Annotated in this window: 21 protein-coding genes; 16 read left to right on the top strand and 5 right to left on the bottom strand. The window is 41.4% G+C overall.

Translation table 11 applies throughout. The annotated features are described in order from the left end of the window. Positions 1–54: 54 nt before the first annotated feature. Both ACSBQP_RS17515 and ACSBQP_RS17510 read left to right on the top strand, forming a co-directional pair. A complete protein-coding gene (locus tag ACSBQP_RS17515) occupies positions 55–738 on the top strand; it encodes a metal-dependent hydrolase (RefSeq protein ID WP_065460845.1) in 684 nt (227 codons plus the stop codon). 144 nt (positions 739–882) lie between these two features. Then, a complete protein-coding gene (locus ACSBQP_RS17510; RefSeq protein WP_017358275.1) occupies positions 883–2,205 on the top strand; it encodes a CBS domain-containing protein in 1,323 nt (440 codons plus the stop codon). Positions 2,206–2,412: 207 nt separating this feature from the next. Here the strand turns inward: ACSBQP_RS17510 and ACSBQP_RS17505 are convergent, their stop codons facing one another. After that, positions 2,413–2,715, bottom strand: coding sequence for a YtpI family protein (locus ACSBQP_RS17505; RefSeq protein ID WP_008343164.1), 303 nt, complete (start codon positions 2,713–2,715; stop codon positions 2,413–2,415). Between the two features lie 147 nt (positions 2,716–2,862). Between ACSBQP_RS17505 and ACSBQP_RS17500 the strand changes: the two genes are divergently transcribed. Next, positions 2,863–3,804 carry a DHH family phosphoesterase gene (locus ACSBQP_RS17500; RefSeq protein ID WP_435028673.1) on the top strand — a complete coding sequence of 314 codons (942 nt, stop codon included), beginning with the start codon at positions 2,863–2,865 and terminating at the stop codon, positions 3,802–3,804. 48 nt (positions 3,805–3,852) lie between these two features. On the opposite strand, the gene ACSBQP_RS17495 is transcribed toward ACSBQP_RS17500, so the two are convergent. The 3 genes from ACSBQP_RS17495 to ACSBQP_RS17485 form a co-directional block, all read right to left on the bottom strand. After that, positions 3,853–4,038, bottom strand: coding sequence for a hypothetical protein (locus ACSBQP_RS17495; RefSeq protein ID WP_008346082.1), 186 nt, complete (start codon positions 4,036–4,038; stop codon positions 3,853–3,855). Between the two features lie 108 nt (positions 4,039–4,146). Continuing rightward, positions 4,147–4,650: a sporulation membrane protein YtrI gene (gene ytrI / locus ACSBQP_RS17490; RefSeq protein WP_025207775.1), complete on the bottom strand. Its 504-nt coding sequence runs from the start codon at positions 4,648–4,650 to the stop codon at positions 4,147–4,149. Beyond that, the gene (locus ACSBQP_RS17485; RefSeq protein ID WP_007501717.1) at positions 4,647–4,988 is read right to left on the bottom strand and encodes a YtrH family sporulation protein; all 342 of its coding nucleotides are present in this window, start codon (positions 4,986–4,988) and stop codon (positions 4,647–4,649) included. The genes ytrI and ACSBQP_RS17485 overlap by 4 nt, the downstream gene beginning before the upstream one ends. 137 nt (positions 4,989–5,125) lie before the next feature. On the opposite strand from ACSBQP_RS17485, the gene dnaE reads away from it, so the two are divergent. The 7 genes from dnaE to ACSBQP_RS17450 all read left to right on the top strand — a co-directional run bounded on the left by dnaE (position 5,126) and on the right by ACSBQP_RS17450 (position 15,554). Beyond that, complete coding sequence (gene dnaE, locus ACSBQP_RS17480) at positions 5,126–8,461, top strand: DNA polymerase III subunit alpha (RefSeq protein WP_435028672.1); 3,336 nt, start codon at positions 5,126–5,128, stop codon at positions 8,459–8,461. Between the two features lie 141 nt (positions 8,462–8,602). After that, complete coding sequence (locus ACSBQP_RS17475; protein WP_007501712.1) at positions 8,603–9,835, top strand: NAD(P)-dependent malic enzyme; 1,233 nt, start codon at positions 8,603–8,605, stop codon at positions 9,833–9,835. A 305-nt stretch (positions 9,836–10,140) separates the two neighbouring features. Then, on the top strand, positions 10,141–11,016 hold the full coding sequence (accD, locus tag ACSBQP_RS17470; protein WP_008346077.1) for an acetyl-CoA carboxylase, carboxyltransferase subunit beta: 876 nt from the start codon (positions 10,141–10,143) through the stop codon (positions 11,014–11,016). Continuing rightward, a complete protein-coding gene (gene accA / locus ACSBQP_RS17465; protein WP_017358272.1) occupies positions 11,001–11,978 on the top strand; it encodes an acetyl-CoA carboxylase carboxyl transferase subunit alpha in 978 nt (325 codons plus the stop codon). Before accD ends, accA begins: the two co-directional genes overlap by 16 nt. 339 nt (positions 11,979–12,317) lie before the next feature. Then, on the top strand, positions 12,318–13,277 hold the full coding sequence (gene pfkA / locus ACSBQP_RS17460) for a 6-phosphofructokinase (RefSeq protein ID WP_017358271.1): 960 nt from the start codon (positions 12,318–12,320) through the stop codon (positions 13,275–13,277). Between the two features lie 27 nt (positions 13,278–13,304). Next, positions 13,305–15,065 (top strand): pyruvate kinase, encoded by a 1,761-nt coding sequence (gene pyk, locus ACSBQP_RS17455; protein WP_008346071.1) that lies wholly within the window; start codon positions 13,305–13,307, stop codon positions 15,063–15,065. A gap of 99 nt (positions 15,066–15,164) precedes the next feature. Next, positions 15,165–15,554: an FxsA family protein gene (locus tag ACSBQP_RS17450; RefSeq protein WP_007501703.1), complete on the top strand. Its 390-nt coding sequence runs from the start codon at positions 15,165–15,167 to the stop codon at positions 15,552–15,554. A gap of 24 nt (positions 15,555–15,578) precedes the next feature. Here the strand turns inward: ACSBQP_RS17450 and ytvI are convergent, their stop codons facing one another. Further along, the gene (gene ytvI, locus ACSBQP_RS17445) at positions 15,579–16,697 is read right to left on the bottom strand and encodes a sporulation integral membrane protein YtvI (protein WP_217816497.1); all 1,119 of its coding nucleotides are present in this window, start codon (positions 16,695–16,697) and stop codon (positions 15,579–15,581) included. 100 nt (positions 16,698–16,797) lie between these two features. On the opposite strand from ytvI, the gene ACSBQP_RS17440 reads away from it, so the two are divergent. The 6 genes from ACSBQP_RS17440 (at position 16,798) to pnpS (ending at position 23,798) form a co-directional block, all read left to right on the top strand. Continuing rightward, a complete protein-coding gene (locus ACSBQP_RS17440; protein ID WP_007501699.1) occupies positions 16,798–17,262 on the top strand; it encodes a DUF441 domain-containing protein in 465 nt (154 codons plus the stop codon). Positions 17,263–17,637: 375 nt separating this feature from the next. After that, entirely contained in the window at positions 17,638–18,756 is a 1,119-nt protein-coding gene (gene citZ / locus ACSBQP_RS17435; RefSeq protein ID WP_008346063.1) for a citrate synthase, read from the top strand. Positions 18,757–18,902: 146 nt separating this feature from the next. Further along, a complete protein-coding gene (gene icd / locus ACSBQP_RS17430; RefSeq protein ID WP_008346060.1) occupies positions 18,903–20,174 on the top strand; it encodes an NADP-dependent isocitrate dehydrogenase in 1,272 nt (423 codons plus the stop codon). A 34-nt stretch (positions 20,175–20,208) separates the two neighbouring features. Continuing rightward, positions 20,209–21,147 (top strand): malate dehydrogenase, encoded by a 939-nt coding sequence (gene mdh / locus ACSBQP_RS17425; RefSeq protein ID WP_008346058.1) that lies wholly within the window; start codon positions 20,209–20,211, stop codon positions 21,145–21,147. Between the two features lie 187 nt (positions 21,148–21,334). After that, a complete protein-coding gene (locus tag ACSBQP_RS17420; RefSeq protein WP_007501691.1) occupies positions 21,335–22,063 on the top strand; it encodes a response regulator transcription factor in 729 nt (242 codons plus the stop codon). Next, complete coding sequence (gene pnpS, locus ACSBQP_RS17415) at positions 22,056–23,798, top strand: two-component system histidine kinase PnpS (RefSeq protein WP_017358268.1); 1,743 nt, start codon at positions 22,056–22,058, stop codon at positions 23,796–23,798. Before ACSBQP_RS17420 ends, pnpS begins: the two co-directional genes overlap by 8 nt. The last annotated feature ends 143 nt before the right edge of the window (positions 23,799–23,941 follow it).

Here is a 23,941-nt window from a genome sequence, read left to right as displayed (position 1 = left end):
TTTATAGAGGGAATAGACAAAATGAGATCAAATTCGAAAGGTGGATATATTTACATGAAAGCTACATATCATGGACATTCAGTCGTACACATTGAAACAAACGGATACCATATTTGGATTGATCCATTTTTAAATGGAAATAAGCACACAGAAATCAAATCGCAAGATGTCAAAGCCGATGTCATTTTGCTCACGCACGGGCATGGAGATCACGTCGGAGACACGATTGAAATCGCTAAAAACAATGACGCACTCGTGATTGCGCCATTCGAACTTGCCACTTATTTAGGCTGGCAAGGGGTGAAAACACACCCGCTTTCTATTGGCGGCGGACGTGAATTTGAATTTGGTAAAGTCAAGCTGACACAAGCGTTCCATGGCTCAGCGGTCATTGATGAAGAATCCAAAACGATTACGTATACAGGGATGCCATCCGGTATTTTATTTACTGCTGAAGGCAAAACAATTTATCATGCTGGAGACACGGCTCTCTTCTCGGATATGAAACTCATTGGGGAGCTGAATCATATTGAGCTCGCCTTCCTGCCAATAGGTGATAACTTCACGATGGGACCAGACGATGCGAGAATTGCAGCAGAGTGGCTTCGTGCGAAACAAGTCGTACCAATTCATTACAGTACATTCCCGCCGATTGAGCAAGATCCTCATGCGTTTGCAGACAGCTTGCATGGCGGCGTGGGTCACGTATTAAACAGTGGAGAATCCATCGATATATAATTAATAGAAAGAAAAGCCGGCACCCTACCGGCTTTTTTATTTGCCTGTATCGTGCTCGTGTAAAAGACAAATTGCTATTAAAAGCCTCCTGCCTTTATAATGAAATATAGATGAAAACGCTGAAAACAAAAAGGGTGAACGGGATTGGCGACAAAGCATGAGCAAATTTTATCGTATATTGATTCATTGGATGTCGGAGAGAAAATTTCTGTCCGGCGTATAGCGAAAGAAATGAAAGTCAGTGAAGGCACGGCTTACCGGGCTATTAAGGATGCTGAAAATAAAGGGTTCGTGAGCACCATTGAACGAGTCGGTACCATTCGAATTGAACAGAAGAAAAAAGAAAATATTGAAAAGCTGACATATGCGGAAGTAGTCAATGTCATTGATGGCCAGGTGCTTGGCGGACGAGCCGGCTTACATAAAACGTTAAATAAATTTGTCATCGGTGCAATGGAACTGGATGCGATGATGCGATACACAGCAGCAGGCAACCTGTTAATCGTCGGAAACCGAATCAATGCTCATCGGCAAGCATTAGAGGCGGGAGCGGCTGTGCTGGTCACGGGCGGATTCTCAACAGATGATGAAATTATTCAGCTCGCAGATGAGCTTGAGCTGCCCATTTTATCAACAAGCTACGATACATTTACCGTAGCGGCTCTCATTAACCGGGCCATTTATGACCAGTTGATTAAAAAAGAAATTGTGCTTGTGGAGGATATTTTAACGCCGATAGAACGGACCGTCTATTTATCGCCAGAAGACAAACTTGAGAAATGGTATGAAAAGAATTATGAAACCGGGCACGGAAGGTTCCCGGTAGCAGACGATCAAATGAAAATTCACGGCATTTTGACCTCAAAAGATATTGCAGGCCATGACCGTTCTACACCGATTGAAAAGGTGATGACAAAAAATCCGCTGACCGTTATTGGCAAAACATCTGTCGCTTCAGCTGCACAAATGATGGTGTGGGAAGGTATTGAGGTGCTGCCAGTTGTAAATGATCATGCGAAGCTGATTGGGATGATTAGCCGTCAGGACGTGCTGAAGGCGCTGCAAATGATTCAAAAGCAGCCGCAGGTCGGTGAAAAGTTGGATGATGTCGTGTCACGAGGGTTTAAGGAGACTGAGACAGAAAAACCAAAAACAGATGCGGTGTACCAATATGAAGTCTCACCACAAATGACAAATCAACTCGGTAATATTTCGTATGGTGTGTTTACACAAATTTTAATCGAATCAGCCAACCGCTTCTTAAAGTCTCATAAAAAAGGCGAACTAATTGTAGAAAGTCTTTCTGTCTATTTCTTAAAACCGGTTCAAATGGAATCCACGATACAGATCAAACCGAATATTTTAGAAGTTGGGCGCAAGTTTGGAAAGCTGGAAGTGGAAGTTTACCATCAGTCAAATATTGTAGGCAAAGCGATGTTGATGGTGCAGCTGATGGAGAGAGGATAAATGGCAAAAAAGGGCGGCAGCGGCATGAATGCGCCCTTTCAGCGTGTAAACAAACCCTCGCATTCGCCCGCAGTCCTGCGTGCTGGTCGTCACGAATGTGACATTCGCTCCGCTCCAGTACTCGTCCTTCCTAGTCTGCAAAGGTTTTCTATCACGCTGAAAAGAAGAAAAAGGGCTAAAATCAAGTTCATTTTAGCCCTTTTTCTATTATGCGTGGTCTTTTTCGCCTTCCTTTAAAAAGAGCGGAAGATAGTGCTTATAGGCTTTATATCCGGCCCATGTACTGCCGATACCAACTGCAACAAAAACAAACCCAATGACAAATGCGAGTGACGAGCGGTTTAAAAATAATTGATTCACACCGAAGAGCAGGACAAAGCAGCCAAGTGCCATACTTGATTTGGCAGACCAGAATTTCTTTTCGACCGGCCGGTTCGTACGGACATTCTTTGCTTTGTAGTATAAATAAAACATGGCAGAACAAATAATAAACACAATCAAAACAAGCATGTGCCAAGCCTCCATTGTAAGTGGTTACAACCCTATTTTAAACGTAAATAGGCTTGCTTACTAGAATAAATTGTCTATTCCTCACTTTTCTGTCTGGGTAGATTATGATTTAATAATAAAAAGAGTATCGCATAAGAAGGAGTATTTATGAAAAAAGAACTGATTAGAACCATATCATTATATGACACCATCATCATTCATAGACATGTAAGACCTGATCCAGACGCATATGGATCACAGTGCGGCCTTACGGAAATCTTGCGTGCCACCTATCCAGAAAAAAATATTTATGCGACAGGAACCCCTGAGCCATCCCTTTCATTTTTATATGAATTAGATGACGTGCCGGATGAAGTGTACAAAGGTGCCCTTGTCATTGTCTGTGACACTGCGAATCAAGCAAGAATTGATGATCAGCGTTATTCAATGGGCGATAAGCTGATGAAAATTGATCATCATCCGAATGAAGATCCGTATGGTGATTTGCTTTGGGTTGATACAGAAGCAAGCTCTGTTAGTGAAATGATTTATGAGCTGTATTTAGAGGGGAAAGAAGAAGGATATCAGCTGAATACAAAGGCGGCAGAACTCATTTATGCCGGCATTGTAGGAGACACAGGCCGTTTCCTTTTCCCAAACACAACGAAAAAGACACTCAAATATGCGGGTGAACTCATCGAATATCCGTTTTCATCATCAGACCTTTTCAATCAATTGTATGAGACAGATTTGAATGTCGTGAAATTAAATGGCTATATTTTTCAACATATCTCTTTATCAGAGAATGGCGTAGCTTCTGTTTTTATTAAACGTGACATTTTGGAGTCATTCCAAACAACAGCGCAGCAAGCCTCACAGCTTGTTGGGACACTTGGAAATATTGCAGGGATTAAGGCATGGGTCTTTTTTGTGGAAGAGAACGATCAGATTCGTGTGAGATTCCGCTCAAAAGGCATTGTCATTAACACCATTGCGAAAAAATATCATGGAGGCGGCCACCCGCTTGCAGCCGGTGCGTCCATTTATGATTGGGCCGTAGCAGATGAGATTTTGCGTGATTTAGAAGAAGTATGTAAATCATCATCGTGAGAGAGGGGCTTCAAGTCCCCCTCTCTTTTTTGAGCTTTGAGAAAAGGGTTACTTGGATACAGGGATAAACCAGCAGCCGATGTCAGTTGAATCTTCATAGGCTTGGAGATTTTGATGCTTTAATTCTTTTTTAATTAAATGGGCCATCATTTCTGTCTCAGCATAAGCACACATGCCGTCTTTAATCCGGCTTGCTTTGTCTCGTGCCATTTGACGATAGCTGTAAACCTCCATTGTTCTCACCTCTTTCTTTGATCATCTCGTTCTTCTTTTAGTGTATAAAAATAACAAGTGAAAAGCGATCATTGAGTGCAGAAATTCATAAAAATTCCACATCATCTATTATTCAGCAAAGGAAATACGCACTTCAAGCGAAAGTTTTGTATAGATGGTCAGCTCTGTGACTTTGGCGCGGTATGCCTTTTCTCTAATCGTATATTCTTTATTTTCCACGGTCCGTTTTAAGAGCTCTTTTGTTTTATAGACACTTTCAATATCCTTTGTGATCACCTCTGAGATATCCTCTTTCACCTGATCTTCAAATTTCAAGGTATCTGGCTCCGGGATTTTGTACTGCTCACGGTTGACGAGGTGAACGTCTACGCTCTGAATAAGCAGACGCTGCTTATTGTCTTCATTTAATTTATGCAAATCTTCCCGATAGAGTGTGATTTGTTCTTTCAGACTGTCCATATGGTGCTGCTGGCTTCTGAGCAGTGTCACTTGTTTCTCCTGAAAGGTGCCGTACGTAAAGAGAAAAATCAGCCAGCTGATAACTGCGCCGAACATCATCCCAGCAAAAAAACGCTGCCAGCCTGGACGTTTATACAGCTCAGGCACCCTCATGATGACACATGCTCCTGAGTGAGCCACGTAATCAGGAGATACCCCGTTTGCGCACCGCCCATAGCAGAGATAATGAGCAAGATCTGCTTGAAAATATCACGTGTGTTCCCTTCGAAAATCCCTCTTTCAAAACTATAGACCGCATCAAAAGTTCCACCGATTGCCGCAACAAGTGCCCAAATTTTTAAGCGGTTGGCAAGACTTGAAATAATTGATAGCGGTGGCTGACCAGATAAATATGCACCTACCCCGCCTATAATAGCACCGCCCAAAATAACCCCTAGTGCGATAAAATAACAGCTAATAAAGTTTGGAATAAAGGCTTCCTTCACATCCATTTTTCCCACCTCACTCTATTCAATATATGGCGAATGCTGGACAAGTATGAACGAGCGGAAAAGAAAGAACATTTGTTTCTCACCGCATCGCGTTTTATAATGAAAGAATGAATTTAGACGAAAGGAGTGGATTAAGCATGTCCTATGTTCATCTTCAGGTCCACAGTGGATACAGCTTATTGAGCAGTGCAGCGAAGGTCAAGGAGCTCGTATTAAAGGCGAAAGAATTTGGCTATCAAGCGCTTGCTCTTACCGATGACCATGTGATGTATGGAACGGTTGAATTTTATAAGGAATGTAAAACACATGGCATCAAGCCGATTATCGGTTTAACAGCTTCTGTCTTCATAGATGAACAAGAGACAGAGGCTTATCCTTTGATCCTCCTTGCCAAAAACAATGAAGGCTATCAAAACTTGATCAAAATTAGCAGTGTCTTGAAATCAAAGTCAAAAACCGGCCTGAAAGAGAAATGGCTGAAAGCCTATCATCATGGCCTTATTGCCATCACACCAGGCGTATCCGGCTATATTGAAACGCTGCTGCAACATGATCAGCTAGATGAAGCAAGGGATGCAGCGAGCCATTTAAAAGATCTTTTTGGTGAGGAACATGTGTATTTAGCCGTTCAGCCGTTTCAGCAGGACGAAGAGCTGTCTCATAAGCTCAGGGAACTCTCAAAAAGGGCGAACATCCCGCTTGTGGCAACAGGTGACGTCCACTATATCCATCAAGAGGACAAAACCGCATATACATGTTTAAAGGCCATTAAAGCAGGCCAGCAGTTATCAGAAATAGAGGAAGACCAAGGAGACAAGCATTTCAGATCGACCGAAGAAATGATGAAGTGGTTTGGTGATGATCCAGAATTGCTGGCAAGAACGGTTGAGATTGCAAACCGCTGTGAGGTCGATTTAAATCTTGGTCAGACGAAACTGCCAACTTATCCGACGCCTGATCAATCAACAGCTGATCAGTTTTTACGAAGAGTGTGCCAAGAAGGCATGAAACGAAGACAGATTGCTTCAAATGACACATATATCAAAAGGCTTGAGTATGAGCTGAGCATCATTCAAAAAATGAATTTCAGTGATTATTTCCTCATTGTGTGGGATTTTATGAAGTATGCTCATGATCATGGCATTGTCACAGGTCCTGGCCGGGGATCAGCAGCAGGCTCTTTAGTTGCGTATGTTCTGTTTATTACAGATGTCGATCCGATTCGTCACGGGCTTTTATTTGAGCGTTTTTTAAATCCTGAACGAATCAGCATGCCGGATATAGATATCGATTTCCCTGACACGAGAAGAGATGAAATCATTTCATATGTAAAAGACAAATATGGGGATATGCATGTGGCGCAAATTGTCACGTTTGGAACACTTGCCGCAAAGGCAGCTTTAAGAGATGTCGGACGTGTGATGGGAATTGATTCAAAAGCAGCAGACCGCCTTGCAAAGCTCATCCCATCAAAGCCAGGGACGACACTGAAAGAAGCGGTGACAGTCTCCTCAGAATTAAAAACACTGCTCCAGCAATCTGAAGAGCTGCAAAGAGTGTTTCAAACCGCTTTAAAGGTAGAAGGATTACCAAGACATACATCAACACATGCAGCCGGCGTTGTCCTAAGTGAGGAGCCGCTCACACAAGTCGTGCCTATTCAAGAAGGCCATGATGGAGTGTATTTGACACAATATGCGATGAATTATTTAGAAGATCTCGGTCTTTTAAAAATGGATTTTTTAGGTTTGAGAAACTTAACATTAATTGAATCCATTAAAAACCAGATTGAAAGACAGGAAAACGTCCACATTAACTTTAGTGACATTTCATATGAAGATCAGAAAACGTTTGATTTGTTATCAGCGGGAGATACAACGGGGATTTTCCAGCTCGAATCACAAGGTATGCGTCAGGTGCTGAGACGACTGAAACCTTCTAGTCTAGAAGATATCGTGGCTGTCAATGCCTTATACCGCCCGGGGCCGATGGAGAATATCCCGCTCTTTATCGACCGAAAGCATGGCAGAGTGAAAGTCTCCTACCCGCATCCAGATTTGTATGACATCTTAAAGGATACATATGGGGTCATCGTCTATCAGGAGCAAATCATGCTGATTGCAGCAAAGATGGCAGGCTTTAAGCTGGGCGAGGCTGATTTACTAAGAAGAGCCGTTTCAAAGAAGGATAAAAAGGTGCTTGATGAAGAGCGAAGCCATTTTGTTGAAGGATGCCTAAAAAAGGAGTATCCTGTTAACATTGCAAATGACGTTTATGACCTAATCGTCAAATTTGCAAACTATGGTTTTAATAGAAGCCATGCTGTTGCATATAGCATGATCGGCTTTCAGCTTGCTTATTTAAAAGCGCATTATCCGTTATATTTTATGTGCGGTCTTTTAACGAGTGTGATTGGAAATGAAGACAAAGTGGCTCAATATTTCTATGAGGCAAAGGAAAAAGGGATATCTGTGTTGAAGCCTTCTATTAATAAGAGCGAATTTCCATTCACGGTTGAAAAAGGGGAGATCCGCTACAGCTTAAGAGCGATCAAAAATGTCGGAGTGTCAGCTGTAAAGGATATATACAGAGCAAGACAGGAAAAGCCATTTGAAGATTTATTTGATTTTTGCGCAAGGGTATCAACAAAGAGTGTCAACCGAAAAACGATTGAAGCCCTCATTTTCTCAGGGGCAATGGATGAGCTTCATCCAAATCGTGCTTCGTTATTAGCATCGATAGATATTGCGTTAGACCATGTGTCATTTTTAACACCTGAGGATCAATTGGACTTTCTTGGGGATACAACGTTCTCCATTAAGCCAAAATATGCGGAGATAGAAGAAATGCCGCTTGTCGATCTCTTGCAATTTGAGAAAGAAGCACTCGGGTTATATTTATCAAATCACCCAGTACAAGCGTATCGAGATCGTTTGAGAGAGAATGGTGCAGTGGAAATCATCAGACTTTCTTCCTATATAAAGCGAAAGATCTCAATGGGTGGTCTTTTGACAAAGGTGAAATCGATTCGGACAAAAAATGGACAATCGATGGCATTTGTCACATTCGGGGATGAAACGGGAGAAATGGAAGGTGTCGTCTTTCCAGAGCAATTTAGAAAGCTGTCCCCCTTACTTGAGGAGGGCGCAATGCTTTATGTTGAAGGCAGAATAGATGTCAGAAATGAGAGCAGTCAAATCATCGTACAAGAAGCTGTTCTACTGGAAGAGATGGGCTCTAAAAGAAAAGAATCTGTCTACATTCGAGTCAAAGAAGAGAACCATACGCAGGAGCTGCTAGAACAAGTGAAGCGAGTAATCTCCATGCACAGGGGAGAAGCAGATGTCTATTTGTATTATGAAAAGCAAAAAAAGACGATGAGACTTCCAGATGCATACAAAGTTCATGCAGATCATGCGGTCATTTTCCAGTTAAAAGAGCTGCTAGGTGAACAAAACGTTGTGATTAAATGATGACAAATCGTCTGAATATGTTTTACAATTTCACCTATTGTGTTATCATTTTAAAGATTCTGTGTATTTAAACTGCCAAGTATGTGCTTATCAACTTAGCAATTCATTAAATCATTTTCCACTTGAAGGAGTGTTCATCACATGTCATTAAGAGAAGAAGCATTACATATGCACAAAGAGAATCAAGGCAAACTCGAATCAAAATCAAAGGTACAAGTGAAAAATGCGAAAGACTTGAGCTTGGCTTACTCACCAGGTGTGGCAGAGCCATGTAAAGATATTTATGACGACACAAGCAAAGTGTATGATTATACAATGAAAGGCAATATGGTTGCTGTTGTCACAGACGGAAGTGCTGTGTTAGGGCTTGGAAACATTGGGGCAGAAGCATCTCTTCCAGTAATGGAAGGAAAAGCTGTATTATTCAAAAGCTTTGCAGGTGTTGATGCATTCCCAATCGCACTTGCAACAAACGATGTAGACAAAATCGTTGAAACAGTGAAGCTTCTTGAGCCGACGTTTGGCGGCGTGAACCTTGAAGATATTGCAGCACCAAACTGCTTTATCATTGAAGAGCGTTTGAAAAAAGAGACAAACATTCCTGTTTTCCACGATGATCAGCACGGGACAGCGATTGTAACAGTGGCAGGACTTGTGAATGCACTGAAGCTGTCTGGAAAATCAATGTCTTCAATTAAAGTGGTTGCAAACGGCGCTGGAGCAGCAGGAATTGCGATTATCAAACTTCTTTATCATTTCGGTGTACGTGATATCATCATGTGTGATACAAAAGGCGCTATTTATGAAGGCCGTCCGAATGGTATGAATGCAGTGAAAAATGAAGTAGCTAAATTCACGAACCAAGATCGTAAAGAAGGTTCTTTAGAAGAAGTGATTGAAGGCGCAGATGTCTTTATCGGCGTTTCAGTAGCAGGTGCTTTAACTAAAGAAATGGTTGGGAAAATGGCAAAAGATCCTGTCATCTTCGCAATGGCGAATCCAAACCCAGAGATCATGCCAGAAGATGCACATGCAGCAGGTGCAAGTGTTGTAGGAACTGGCCGTTCTGACTTCCCGAACCAAGTGAACAACGTCCTTGCATTCCCTGGTATTTTCCGCGGAGCGCTTGATGTACGTGCGACACACATTAACGAAGAAATGAAAATTGCAGCTGTTGAAGCGATTGCTTCCCTTGTATCAGATGAAGAATTGTCAGCGGAATACGTTATTCCTGCGCCATTTGATGCACGAGTAGCGCCAGCGGTAGCCAAAGCAGTGGCAAAAGCAGCAATGGAAACGGGCGTTTCAAGAATCAAAGTAGACCCAGAAGCTGTTGCAGAAAAAACAAGAAAATTAACGATTATCGGCGAGTAATCGAATTGGAAAAGTGTGCACGTTTTTTCTGAATTTGGAGGAAAAACGTGCACCATTTCCTCTCTTTCACGAAATTTTTTTCATCCTAAATGAGATTTTTTTGTAGACGTTCACAATTCACATATACCAACTACTCAGCGCCCCAAACCTATACTCATTTCTCATCAATTCCCCACTGAAAAAATTGAATGAAGGATGACAGCGTTTGACAAAAAAAGTACAATAGTTTCGGTACAGTTATGACATGTCCTATAATAGTGGATGTGCGTGTAAAGAAAAAACCCTTCAAAAAGGGAGGTAGTCATTTGTCAATCAAGAATATTTTCAGTAAAAAGAAAAAATATGCATCTGTACCCTCTGAACAGGCAAGTCAAGATGTGCCTGAAGGCATCATGACTAAATGTCCGCAATGTAAAAAAATAATGCTCACCAAAGAACTAGATAAAAATTTACGTGTTTGCATGAATTGCGGCAGACATTTGCAAATGAATGCAAAACAACGTATTGAAAGCCTTGTAGACGAAGGCACATTTGAAGAATTTAACGGTCACCTCATTTCTGAGAACCCGCTCGGTTTCCCAGGCTACGAAGAAAAGCTTCAGAAAGACAGAGAAAAAACATCTTTGAATGAAGCCATCGTAACAGGAAAAGGTGAAATTAAAGGTCAAAGTGCTGTCATTGCTGTCATGGATGCCACGTTCCGTATGGGCAGCATGGGCTCAGTTGTTGGTGAAAAGATTACACTAGCTATTGAGAAAGCAAAAGCGGACAAGGTGCCATTTATCATCTTCACTGCATCTGGAGGAGCAAGAATGCAAGAGGGGATTCTTAGTCTAATGCAGATGGCAAAAACAAGTTCAGCATTAAAGCTGTTCAGCGAGGATCAAGGTCTGATTATCTCTGTGATGACCAATCCGACAACTGGTGGTGTATCAGCTAGTTTTGCGTCTCTCGGTGATTACAACTTTGCTGAGCCTGGTGCATTAATTGGTTTTGCTGGTCGCAGAATCATTGAACAAACCATTCGTGAAGACCTACCAGAGGACTTCCAAACGGCTGAATTTTTAATGAAGCATGGTCAGCTAGATGCTGTGATTCACCGTGCAGAAATGAAAGAAACATTAGGCCAAATCTTAGCATTACACAGCACAGGAGGTGAACGAGAGTGGCTGGAGAACTAGAATTTGAAAAACCTGTCATTGAACTTCGAGCGAAAATTGATGAATTGAAAAAGTTCACACAAAACTCAGAGATGGATTTAAGTGCGGAAATTGAGCGCCTTGAAACGCGTCTGAGTAAGCTTGAAACAGACATTTATACAAATTTAAAGCCGTGGGACAGAGTACAAATTGCTCGTCATGCGATGCGCCCAACAACTCTCGATTACATTCAAGAGCTGTTTGATCACTTTTTCGAATGTCACGGTGATCGTTTTTATGGAGACGATGAAGCCATCGTTGGAGGAATTGCCACGTTTAAAGGACTTCCTGTCACAGTCATTGGTCATCAGCGCGGAAAAGACACAAAAGAAAACTTGCGCCGTAATTTCGGGATGCCACATCCAGAAGGTTACCGTAAAGCATTACGCTTGATGAAACAAGCAGATAAATTTAATCGTCCAATCATTTGCTTTATTGATACAAAAGGAGCTTATCCTGGTAAAGCAGCTGAAGAACGTGGGCAAAGTGAAGCAATTGCGAAAAACCTTTTCGAAATGGCAGGACTTCGTGTACCGGTTGTCTGTATTGTCATTGGAGAAGGCGGAAGTGGCGGAGCACTAGGCTTAGGCGTAGGAAACCACCTATTTATGCTAGAGAACTCAACATATTCAGTGATTTCACCTGAAGGTGCAGCAGCACTGCTCTGGAAGGACTCATCACTTGCAAAAAAAGCTGCAGAATCAATGAAAATTACCGCTCCAGACCTAAAAGAATTAGATATTATAGATGATGTTATTAAAGAAGTGCAAGGTGGAGCACACCGAGACGTGAAACAACAAGCAGCCTACATTGAAAAAACATTAAAACAGTCACTTACATCTTTGCTCAAACAATCGCCTGAAGAATTAGTCGAACAAAGATATCAAAAATACAAAGCAATCGGCAAAGTATCGATTGAAAATCAATATATTGGGGTAAACTAAATAAACGTACAGCCTTTTGGCTGGCGTTTATTTTTTTCGTCTTTTTTCATCAAAACGATCTGATGTAAGCGCTATTTGAAAATAATTTTCTTTTGTTTTCATAAAATTTGAAACGTCTGAAAACGTTGATTTGACAAGGTTTAGAGCACTTGAATCAACTGTTTTTTGAACAAAGTGCTTTCATGACTTTCTTAACTTTTGTTTAAAAACATTTTATTTAATTGTATAATAAGTACGGTTTTAGAAATTCGTATTGAAAACATCCGGTTTTGCTCATGATTGTTTTCAAGCAGTGGAAATGGTATGTTTAATTCATATATGGTCTCTGAGGTGAAAAAGATGAAGCGTATAGGAGTTTTAACGAGCGGTGGGGATTCCCCAGGAATGAATGCAGCTGTGCGCGCAGTTGTAAGGAAAGCAATTTACCATAATGTAGAAGTTTACGGTATTTATAATGGATATTCAGGTCTAATTAACGGTAAAATTGAGAAACTCGAAATAGGTTCAGTAGGCGATATCATTCATCGCGGGGGAACAAAACTTTACACGGCAAGATGTCCTGAATTCAAGACAGTTGAAGGTCGTGAAAAAGGGATTGAGAACTTAAAAAAATTCGGTATTGAAGGACTTGTTGTTATCGGTGGAGATGGCTCATTCATGGGAGCGAAGAAATTAACAGAGCTCGGTTTTCCATGTGTAGGTGTCCCTGGCACGATTGACAATGACATTCCTGGTACTGATTTCACTATTGGCTTTGATACAGCACTAAATACAGTCATTGATGCCATTGATAAAATTCGTGATACAGCCACATCTCATGAACGTACATACGTAGTGGAAGTAATGGGAAGACATGCAGGGGATATTGCCCTTTGGTCAGGTCTTGCAGGCGGAGCTGAATCGATTTTGATTCCTGAAGCAGACTATGACATGGACGAAATTATTGCCAGATTGAGAAGAGGACATGAGCGCGGCAAGAAACACAGTATCATCATCGTCGCAGAAGGCGTAGGCAGCGGTGTCGAATTTGGTAAGAGAATTGAAGAGGAGACAAGCCTTGAAACGCGTGTATCTGTCTTAGGACATATTCAGCGTGGAGGTTCTCCAAGTGCGTTTGACCGAGTGCTCGCAAGTCGCTTAGGAGCGTATGCAGTAGAACTTCTTCTTGAAGGAAGAGGCGGACGCTGTGTAGGCATTCAAAGCAACGAACTCGTTCATCACGATATTTTAGACATCTTAGATAAAAAGCATACAGTCGATCAAAATATGTACCGACTTTCACAAGAGCTCTCTATATAAAACGAGAAGACCTTAGGAGGAACAGTAATGAGAAAGACAAAAATCGTTTGTACAATCGGTCCAGCAAGTGAAAGCATTGAAAAGCTGACTGAATTGATTGAAGCAGGAATGAATGTAGCCAGACTAAACTTCTCTCATGGAGATTTTGAAGAGCATGGTGCACGTATTGAAAACATTCGCAAAGCAGGTAAAACTTTAGGCAAGGACATTGCGATCCTTCTTGATACAAAAGGTCCAGAGATCCGTACACGTACAGTTGAAAACGGCTCAATTGAGTTAGTTGCTGGTGCTGATCTTATCGTGAGTATGGAAGACATTGTGGGAAACACTGAAAAAATCAGTGTGACGTACGAAGATTTAATTCATGATGTAGAAGTGGGCTCAACCATTTTATTAGATGATGGTCTGATTGGTCTAGAAGTAAAAGAATTAAATAAGGACCGAAAAGAAATCGTCACAAAAGTGATGAATACAGGTACACTGAAAAACAAAAAAGGTGTCAACGTACCAGGTGTGAGTGTGAACTTGCCGGGTATTACAGAAAAGGATGCCAATGATATTCTGTTTGGAATTGAACAAGGTGTCGATTTCATCGCAGCTTCTTTTGTAAGACGAGCTTCTGATGTTCTTGAGATTCGTGAGCTGCTTGAAAAGAACAACGCAGCTGACATTCAAATCATTCCGAAGATTGAAAACCAAGAGGGCGTTGATAACATCGATGAAATCCTTGAGGTATCAGATGGACTGATGGTCGCGCGTGGAGATCTTGGTGTAGAGATTCCGGCAGAAGAAGTACCACTTGTTCAAAAAATGCTAATCAAAAAATGCAACCGTTTAGGCAAGCCTGTCATCACAGCAACTCAAATGCTGGATAGCATGCAGCGTAACCCGCGTCCAACTCGTGCAGAAGCAAGTGATGTGGCAAATGCTATTTTTGATGGTACAGATGCGATCATGCTATCTGGTGAAACAGCAGCAGGAACATATCCAGTTGAAGCTGTGCAAACGATGCACAACATTGCCTCACGTTCAGAGGAAGCACTTAACTATAAAGCGATCCTTTCTCGCAGAAGCGAAGAAGTAGAAGTCAGCATTACAGATGCGATCGGTCAATCTGTTGCGCACACAGCTATGAAGCTTGATGTGGCGGCAATTGTGACACCTACTGAGAGCGGTCATACAGCGAGAATGATTTCAAAATATAGACCAAAAGCACCAATCGTAGCAGTCACAGCAAACGAATCAGTGGCAAGAAAACTTTCACTCGTATTCGGTGTATTTGCAAAGAGCGGTTCAAAAACGACATCTACTGATGAAATGCTTGAGAATGCAGTAGAAAAGTCAATTGAAACAGGCTATGTAAGACATGGTGATTTAATCGTGATTACAGCTGGTGTGCCAGTTGGTGAAACAGGTACAACCAACTTAATGAAAGTGTATGTTGTCGGTGACATCATTGCGAAGGGTCAAGGAATTGGCCGCAAATCTGCATTTGGACCGGTTGTTATTGCACAAAGCGGAAAAGAAGCAGAGGAAAAAATGTACGATGGTGCGATTCTTGTCGCAAACTGCACAGATCGTGACATGATGGGTGCTTTAGAAAAAGCGTCTGCCCTTATCACGGAAGAAGGCGGTTTAACAAGCCATGCAGCAGTCGTTGGGCTCAGTCTTGGCATTCCAGTCATTGTTGGTCTCGACAGTGCCACAACACTTCTAAAAGAAGGCGAAGAGATTACAGTAGATCCAGCACGCGGAGCGATCTACAAAGGCCGTGCAAGCGTCCTTTAAATCATACACGAGGGGAGTTGTCTGACTCCTCTCTTTTTTTATGTTACACTAAAAAAAGTAAACAGCTTTCGATGAAAGAGACCCCATGAGGTGATATGGTTGAAAAAATATTTTCTACTATTATTGATTCTGTTCCCAGCAGTGGAAATTAGTTTATTTTTAATCTCAAGTAACATCATTGGTATTTTACCAACGATGCTAGTCATTGTGCTGACAAGTGCACTAGGTGCTTACTTTGCAAGAAAACAAGGAATAGAAGCATTTCAGAAAGTGCAGCGAGATTTACAATATGGCAAAATGCCAGGGGCCACCATTGTCGATGGCTTCTGCATTCTGATCGGTGGTTTGCTGCTGCTCATACCTGGATTCCTTTCTGATCTGATTGGGGCTGTTCTGCTCATTCCCATGACAAGAAAACGGATCAAACCGCTCTTTGAGCGCTGGCTTAGAAACATGTCCAATCGCAAACGCTATACGATTATACGCTAAAGAGACCTTCGCATCAGGTCTCTTTTACTTTTGCGCACCATACCGAATGTACTGATAAAGGTCTCTGAAAACCCCTGCATTACGAAACGCCTGCCAAACGACAAGAGAAGCGGGACCGAGTGCAAGTCCAAGAAAACCAAAGCATTTTAACCCGACAAACAGCGCCACAAGTGTTGCTAAAGGATTAAGACCAATTGATTTACTTAAGACTTTTGGCTCTGATATTTGTCTTTGAATGAGCACCACAATATACAAAATGCCCAGTCCAATGGCGAGTGAAAGATTTCCTGTCATGGTGGAGTAAATGATCCACGGAAGAAAAACGGTGCCACTCCCGATGTAAGGAAGTAAATCAACTAGACCAATACATAGAGCGATCACGATCGCATGCTCGACCTTTAAGATGAAAAGTCCAATCAGCACGATCCCAATGGTCATGGCAACAAGGAGAAGCTGGGCTTTCATAAAGCCAGAAATGGCTTTTTTGATTTCAGATAAAATGGCACGTGTATGAAGCATCCATTTGGCGGGAAAGATACGAGAACCATATTTTTTTAATGTAAACCAATCTTTTGTGATAAAAAAAGTCGCTAGTGCGGAAAATAAAAGTGTCGCTGCTGCATCAGGCAAAAGACCTAAAAAAGCTGGAATGAATTCAAGAGTTTTTGAAAGGAAAGTCCCGATTTTTGCCGCTGCTTCGTCACCAAGTGCTTGGATTTGTCCTAAAATCGATTCCTTTTGACCTGCTTGAAGTGTATTAAATTGAGCAGTCAAATCATGATATAAAGGCAAAATCTGATCTGTGAAAAAACGTTCCACAATCCCAATCATTTGATCAAGATGACCTGGCAGTACCTTTGCTAAATAAGCACTTCCTGAAATGATTTCCGCCACTAAAAGTGTCATGAATCCAGCTGCTACCACTAAAAAGAGTAATAACACAATGATAACAACAAAACCTCTTGGCATCCCGGTCATGTTTTCGATTTTGCATACGGCTGGATGAATCAAACACGACACGGCAAATGCAATCCAAAATGGATATAAAAACGGAAAAGACTGATATAAAAAAACAACCGCACAAACGGCGATGCTGAAAATCATCAAACTTCGCAAAAAAATGGCCACATACGTGTGATTCACACAATCCCCTCCAAAAAACAAGCATGTCCGATACTTCATTTTATTCAAAAAGATTAGTAATATGAAAAGGTCGCAATAAAAAGAAAGAAAGGAGCGGCGTATGTTTACTCAAGCAAATTTGTTTTTGGTTCTTTTACTCGTTATTGCACTTATTGCAAAAAACAATTCGTTAATTTTAGCGGTCTCTGTGCTGATTGCCATTAAGCTGATTGGCCTGGATCAAAAAATATTCCCGGTTCTGCAATCAAAAGGTATTAATTGGGGTGTGACGGTCATCACGATCGCTGTGCTTGTACCGATCGCAACAGGGGACATTGGATTTAAACAGCTTGGAGAAGCGATGAAATCTTCCTATGCTTGGATAGCTCTTGGAGCGGGTATATTAGTAGCATTAATTGCAAAAAACGGCATTGTGCTACTCGAAAACGATCCGCATATCACAGCAGCACTTGTATTCGGTACGATTTTGGCAGTCAGCTTATTCAAAGGTGTGGCTGTTGGCCCGCTGATTGGTGCTGGAATTGCCTATTTAGCGATGCAAGCAGTGAAATTTTTCAGCGGTTAAAAAGAGAGTGGCTCATGCCACTTTCTTTTGATATTTTTTCTGACGTGAGCTTTTGCAAAAAAACATAATTAAATATATTAAAAGAAGCAAAATCCCTTTATTCCATGCCCGAACCGGAAGGCTGGAAAAAAAAATATCAAAAAAAATTATAGTTAAACATTTAACAAATGTCTGATTATTGTTTATAATGGGAATAGGCTTAATTTTGAACTCATTGATCAAACACGAGATATGAGGCTAAAAGCGCTCTAACCGTATAGGTAAATGTAAGCATTTTCTTTTCTAAACCTGCCAGCCTATTTTGGTTGGATAGCGCTTTCAAAAAGCGAGAATTTTGCAACGAAGGGGAATCTTTTTAAAAAGGGGAGATTGAACATGACAGCAACAAGAGGTCTTGAAGGTATCGTGGCAACAACTTCATCCGTAAGCTCAATTATTGATGATACTCTTACTTATGTAGGGTACAATATCGATGATTTAACTGAAAAAGCGACTTTCGAAGAAATTGTCTACCTGTTATGGCACTTAAAGCTGCCGAATGAGCAGGAGCTAAGCGAGTTAAAGCAGCAGCTCAATGAAAATGCTCATATTCCGCAAGAGATCATTGAGCACTTTAAATCTTATTCGCTGGATGGGGTTCATCCAATGTCTGCGATTCGTACAGCGGTATCCTTATTAGGTTTACTTGATGACGAATCAGAGATTATGGACAAAGAAGCGAATTACAGAAAAGCCATTCGCTTACAAGCGAAAATTTCTGGACTTGTCGCTGCATTCTCACGTATTCGAAAGGGACTTGAGCCTGTACAGCCAAAAGAAGAATACAGCTATGCTGCAAACTTCTTATATATGCTAAACGGCGAAGAGCCTTCACCAGTAGAAATTGAAGCGATTGATAAAGCGCTCATTCTACATGCGGATCACGAATTAAACGCATCGACATTTACAGCACGTGTATGTGTTGCTACACTATCAGATATCTACTCTGGTGTAACAGCAGCTATCGGCGCATTGAAAGGACCACTTCATGGCGGCGCAAATGAAGGCGTAATGAAGATGCTCTCAGAAATTGGCGAAGTTGAAAACGTAGATTCCTATATTCATGGTAAGCTAGAGAAGAAAGAGAAAATTATGGGCTTTGGCCACCGCGTTTACCGCCAGGGTGACCCGCGTGCAAAACATTTAAAAGAAATGAGCCAGCGCTTAACAAATCTCACAGGCGAGCCAAAATGGTATGAAATGTCTGTACGCGCAGAGGAAATCGTGACATCAGAGAAAAATCTTCCACCAAATGTTGATTTTTATTCTGCTTCTGTCTATCACAGTCTTGGGATTGATCATGACTTGTTTACACCAATTTTCGTGATCAGCCGATTCTCTGGATGGATTGCTCACATTTTAGAGCAATATGACAACAACCGTCTGATCCGTCCAAGAGCTGACTATATTGGACCTGATCTTCAAACGTTTGTTCCGATCAGTGAAAGAGACTAATGTTTATAGAATAGTGGAGGCTGATCCATCTAAACCAATCAGCCTCCATATCAACAAAAAACGAATCACGTGAAAAACTTCTTGGCTTGCAGACATCAGGCTTGGAAGTTTCAAATATTCACTACATAACCTGGGAGGTAATATCATTGTCACAAGGCGAAAAAATTACAGTTACTGGCGGCGTATTGAATGTACCAAATAATCCAATTATCCCGTTTATCGAAGGGGACGGAATCGGTCCTGACATTTGGAAAGCAGCATCAAGAGTTCTTGAAGCAGCTGTAGAAAAAGCATATAAAGGTGAAAAGCAAATCACTTGGAAAGAAGTATATGCAGGTGAAAAAGCTTACAATAAAACGGGCGAGTGGCTTCCAGAGCAAACACTTGAAGACATTCGTGAATATTTAATCGCGATCAAAGGACCACTGACAACACCAATTGGCGGAGGAATCCGTTCATTGAACGTGGCACTAAGACAAGAGCTTGATTTATTCACATGCTTACGTCCAGTTCGCTGGTTCCAAGGCGTACCATCTCCTGTGAAACGTCCAGAAGACACAGACATGGTCATCTTCCGTGAAAACACTGAAGACATCTATGCAGGAATTGAGTATGCAAAAGGATCAGACGAAGTGAAGAAGTTAATCGACTTCTTGAAAAACGAATTAGGTGTGAATAAAATCCGTTTCCCAGAAACATCAGGTATCGGAATCAAACCAGTTTCTGAAGAAGGAACATCTCGTCTTGTCAGAGCAGCGATCCAATATGCGATTGACCAAGGCCGTAAATCTGTGACACTTGTTCACAAAGGAAACATCATGAAATTTACAGAAGGAGCCTTCAAAAACTGGGGCTACGAAGTGGCTGAAAAAGAGTTTGGCGACAAAGTCTTTACATGGGCACAATATGATCGTATTGTAGAACAAGATGGAAAAGATGCGGCAAACAAAGCGCAAAGTGAAGCAGAAGCTGCTGGCAAAATCATTGTCAAAGACAGCATTGCAGATATTTTCCTTCAACAAATTTTAACTCGTCCAGCTGAGTTCGATGTTGTCGCAACAATGAACTTAAACGGAGACTACATCTCTGATGCACTTGCAGCACAAGTTGGTGGAATTGGTATCGCACCTGGTGCAAATATCAACTACGAAACAGGACATGCTATTTTTGAAGCGACTCACGGAACAGCACCGAAATATGCTGGTCTTGATAAAGTGAATCCATCTTCTGTTCTTCTATCAGGCGTGCTTTTACTTGAGCACCTTGGATGGCAAGAAGCTGCTGATCTAGTGATTCAATCTGTTGAAAAAACAATTGCATCTAAAGTCGTCACGTACGATTTTGCTAGATTAATGGACGGTGCAACAGAAGTGAAATGTTCTGAGTTTGCTGACGAGCTCATCAAAAACTTGTCTTGATTCTTAAACTTTAAAGTTAAAGGGGAAAAAGGAAATGGCAAACAAGCGTAAAAAAGTATCTGTCATCGGAGCAGGCTTTACTGGAGCAACTACAGCATTTCTAACAGCTCAAAAAGAATTAGCGGATGTCGTATTAGTGGATATCCCTCAGCTTGAGAACCCGACAAAAGGGAAAGCACTTGACATGCTGGAAGCAAGTCCTGTTCAAGGCTTCGATGCGAATATTACAGGAACTTCTAACTACGAAGATACAGCCGGTTCTGATGTCGTGGTCATTACGGCAGGAATTGCAAGAAAGCCGGGAATGAGCCGTGACGACCTCGTGTCAACAAATGAAAAAATCATGCGCAGTGTGACACGTGAAATCGTTAAATATTCTCCAGAAGCGATCATTGTTGTGTTAACAAACCCTGTTGATGCAATGACATATGCAGTTTATAAAGAATCAGGATTACCAAAAGAAAGAGTCATCGGACAATCAGGAATTCTTGATACAGCACGTTTCCGTACGTTCGTTGCTCAAGAATTAAACCTATCTGTGAAAGATGTGACGGGCTTTGTTCTTGGCGGACATGGGGACGACATGGTTCCTCTTGTACGTTACTCTTATGCAGGCGGTATCCCGCTGGAAACATTAATTCCTAAAGAGCGAATTGATGCAATTGTTGAAAGAACAAGAAAAGGCGGCGGTGAAATCGTCAACCTATTAGGTAACGGTAGTGCGTATTATGCACCTGCTGCTTCACTCGTTGAAATGGTTGAGGCGATCTTAAAAGATCAACGCCGCGTCATGCCGACGATTGCATACCTTGAAGGTGAATATGGCTACGAAGGCATTTACCTTGGAGTTCCAACAATCGTAGGTGGAAACGGCCTTGAGCAGATCATCGAGCTTGAGCTGACAGAAGAAGAAAGAAGTCAGCTTGACCGTTCTGTTGAATCTGTAAAGAACGTCATGAAAGTATTGTCTTAATATGAATAAAAAAGAAGGCTTCTCGTATGAGGAGTCTTCTTTTTGTTTACAAAACCAATCTTGTCGAAATTTTAAATTGTTCTCTTGTTAAGCTTTCGTTAAAATGAAAGAGAAAGCATGACTTCTCGCTTTTCACATAAGATACAAAAAACCGGATGCAGGGGAAATCACTAATTGGAGGCACAACATGAATAAAAAAATATTAGTTGTGGATGATGAAGAATCAATTGTAACACTTCTAAGCTATAACCTTGAAAGGGCGGGCTACGATGTCGTCACAGCAAGAGACGGAGAAGAAGCGCTTGAAAAAGCAGCAAGTGAACAGCCTGATCTGATTGTGCTTGATTTAATGCTTCCAAAAATGGACGGCATTGAAGTGTGCAAACAACTGAGAATTCAAAAAATGATGTTCCCTATTTTAATGCTGACAGCAAAGGACGATGAATTTGATAAGGTGCTCGGTCTTGAACTTGGGGCCGATGATTACATGACAAAACCTTTCAGTCCTAGAGAAGTGGGTGCTCGGGTAAAAGCCATTTTGAGAAGAGCACAGCAATCTCAGCCGGCTCCCGTGCAAGAAGAGAAGGAAGAGATCATTGCAGACCAAATCAAAATTGGAGACCTGCGCATTTTACCTGAACATTACGAAGTCTATTTCCAAGAAGAACGTCTAGAGCTCACGCCAAAGGAATTTGAACTGCTTCTTTATTTGGCTAAGCATAAAGGCCGTGTCTTGACGCGTGATCTATTGTTAAGTGCGGTTTGGAATTATGACTTTGCAGGTGATACTCGTATTGTGGATGTGCATATCAGCCACTTGCGGGACAAAATTGAAAAGAACACAAAAAAACCAACATATATTAAAACCATTCGAGGCTTAGGCTACAAATTGGAGGAGCCAAAGCCAAATGAGTAAAGTGAGAACCCGCCTTTTTTCTGGGCTCATTTTTCTCCTGTTTATTGTGTTTGTTGCGCTTGGTCTTTTCTTGGATCATATGTTTCATATTTTCTATGAAACAAAATTAACCGAACGAATGGAAAAGGAATCGAGTTTTCTTCTTTCTTCTATGAATGTTGAAGATTTGAATGCGGAGCAAAACAAGAAGATTCTCAATCAAGCAAAGCAGCATCTCGATATGAATGCGTCGATTGTGGACGTGAAGGGGAATATCATACATACAACGGGTCAAGCAGAACAAAGGGCTGTCATTTTAAACACACTGAAAAGTGAGCAGCTCCAAACAAAAGGAACGTTCATTGAGGATGAGAAGGATGCGCTGTTTCATTATGCAGTCCCAATGATGAAACAAAACGAACCGGCGGGATATTTATTTCTTCATGCTTCATTCCAGCCTTTGAATGAGATTGATGGTCAGCTCTGGCTTGCATTAGCCTTTTGTCTTGGTTCGGCCATCATTATCATCGTCTTCTTTGGCTATCGCATGTCGATGAAGTATGTAAAGCCGATTGATTATGCCACAAAGGTGGCCAAACAGCTTGAACGAGGGAACTATGATACAAATAACTATGAAGAGTTGATCATTGAAACAAGTGAACTCAATACATCAATGAAGCGTCTGGCAGAAAGTCTTCAAGACATGACAAGCGCTGGCGAAATGCAGCGAGATCGTCTGCAAACAGTCATTGAAAACATTGGAGCGGGGATTATTTTGATTGATAAAATGGGCTATATCCACTTAGTCAATCGAACATTCCGCAAGCAATTCAAAGTGCAAAAACATATTTATATGCACAAGCTGTATCATGAAGCCTTTACCCATGAAGAGATTATTGAGTTAATAGACGAAATTTTCATGACAGAAACCAAGGTCCGAAAGTTTTTACGTCTCGCTGTTGACATCGAGCGCCGTTATTTCCAAGTCGATGGTGTTCCGATCTTAAGTACAGACGATGAATGGAAAGGGATTGTTCTTGTCTTTCATGATGTGACAGAAACAAAGCAGCTAGAACAGATGCGAAAAGACTTTGTCGCTAACGTGTCACATGAATTAAAGACACCGATCACGTCAATTAAAGGCTTTTCTGAAACACTTCTGGATGGTGCCATTGACGATAAAGAAGCGTTGACACAATTTTTGTCCATCATCCTAAAAGAGAGTATTCGTTTAGAAACGCTCATCCAAGACTTACTTGATCTCTCGAAAATTGAACAGCAGCATTTTAAGCTGAATATTCAAGAAGCCAATGCGACAGAAATCATTCAAGAGATTGAAGTACTGCTAAAACAAAAGGCTGCTGAAAAAGGCATTGACCTACAAGTGCGTGTCCCGAAAGAGCCGGTCTATGTCATGGCAGATCCGCTGAGATTAAAACAAATTTTCCTCAACCTGATCAATAATGCCCTCACCTATACACCAGAGGGAGGAAGTGTCACGATCACAGCAAGACAGAGGAAAGACAGCTATGAATTTGATGTAGCAGATACAGGGATCGGTATGAAAAAGAGTGAGATTCCAAGAATATTCGAGAGGTTTTATCGAATTGATAAAGATCGAAGTAGAAACTCAGGCGGTACAGGGCTTGGTCTTGCCATTGTCAAACACCTTGTCGAAGCACATGAAGGAACGATTTCTGTTCATAGCAAACAAGGCAAAGGGACGACGTTTACCGTGAGTTTAAAGTCAAAATAGAGAAGAATGGAAAGTGGCGTTAAAATTTACATGATCTTTACAATGAATTCATGTTTTGTTAATCAATCATTGGTAGGATGAATAGGAACCCCTTCATCCAAGGAGCCAATTTTGGAAGGACGAAAACACTTGTTGTTTTCGTC

The sequence above is a fragment of the Bacillus sp. G402 genome, from assembly GCF_051172515.1.
Lineage (GTDB): Bacteria > Bacillota > Bacilli > Bacillales > Bacillaceae > Bacillus > Bacillus altitudinis.
Note: the sequence above shows the minus strand (reverse complement) of the source record. Positions and strands in the feature narration are given on the sequence as shown.

Excerpts from the sequence above, each read along its gene's own strand:
- ACSBQP_RS17515 (WP_065460845.1), top strand. The coding sequence starts at position 55 with ATGAAAGCTACATATCATGGACATTCAGTCGTACACATTGAAACAAAC.
- ACSBQP_RS17505 (WP_008343164.1), bottom strand. The coding sequence starts at position 2,715 with ATGCTTGTTTTGATTGTGTTTATTATTTGTTCTGCCATGTTTTATTTA.
- ACSBQP_RS17500 (WP_435028673.1), top strand. The coding sequence starts at position 2,863 with ATGAAAAAAGAACTGATTAGAACCATATCATTATATGACACCATCATC.
- ACSBQP_RS17495 (WP_008346082.1), bottom strand. The coding sequence starts at position 4,038 with ATGGAGGTTTACAGCTATCGTCAAATGGCACGAGACAAAGCAAGCCGG.
- ytrI (WP_025207775.1), bottom strand. The coding sequence starts at position 4,650 with ATGAGGGTGCCTGAGCTGTATAAACGTCCAGGCTGGCAGCGTTTTTTT.
- ACSBQP_RS17485 (WP_007501717.1), bottom strand. The coding sequence starts at position 4,988 with ATGGATGTGAAGGAAGCCTTTATTCCAAACTTTATTAGCTGTTATTTT.
- dnaE (WP_435028672.1), top strand. The coding sequence starts at position 5,126 with ATGTCCTATGTTCATCTTCAGGTCCACAGTGGATACAGCTTATTGAGC.
- ACSBQP_RS17475 (WP_007501712.1), top strand. The coding sequence starts at position 8,603 with ATGTCATTAAGAGAAGAAGCATTACATATGCACAAAGAGAATCAAGGC.
- pfkA (WP_017358271.1), top strand. The coding sequence starts at position 12,318 with ATGAAGCGTATAGGAGTTTTAACGAGCGGTGGGGATTCCCCAGGAATG.
- pyk (WP_008346071.1), top strand. The coding sequence starts at position 13,305 with ATGAGAAAGACAAAAATCGTTTGTACAATCGGTCCAGCAAGTGAAAGC.
- ACSBQP_RS17440 (WP_007501699.1), top strand. The coding sequence starts at position 16,798 with ATGTTTACTCAAGCAAATTTGTTTTTGGTTCTTTTACTCGTTATTGCA.
- citZ (WP_008346063.1), top strand. The coding sequence starts at position 17,638 with ATGACAGCAACAAGAGGTCTTGAAGGTATCGTGGCAACAACTTCATCC.
- mdh (WP_008346058.1), top strand. The coding sequence starts at position 20,209 with ATGGCAAACAAGCGTAAAAAAGTATCTGTCATCGGAGCAGGCTTTACT.
- ACSBQP_RS17420 (WP_007501691.1), top strand. The coding sequence starts at position 21,335 with ATGAATAAAAAAATATTAGTTGTGGATGATGAAGAATCAATTGTAACA.
- pnpS (WP_017358268.1), top strand. The coding sequence starts at position 22,056 with ATGAGTAAAGTGAGAACCCGCCTTTTTTCTGGGCTCATTTTTCTCCTG.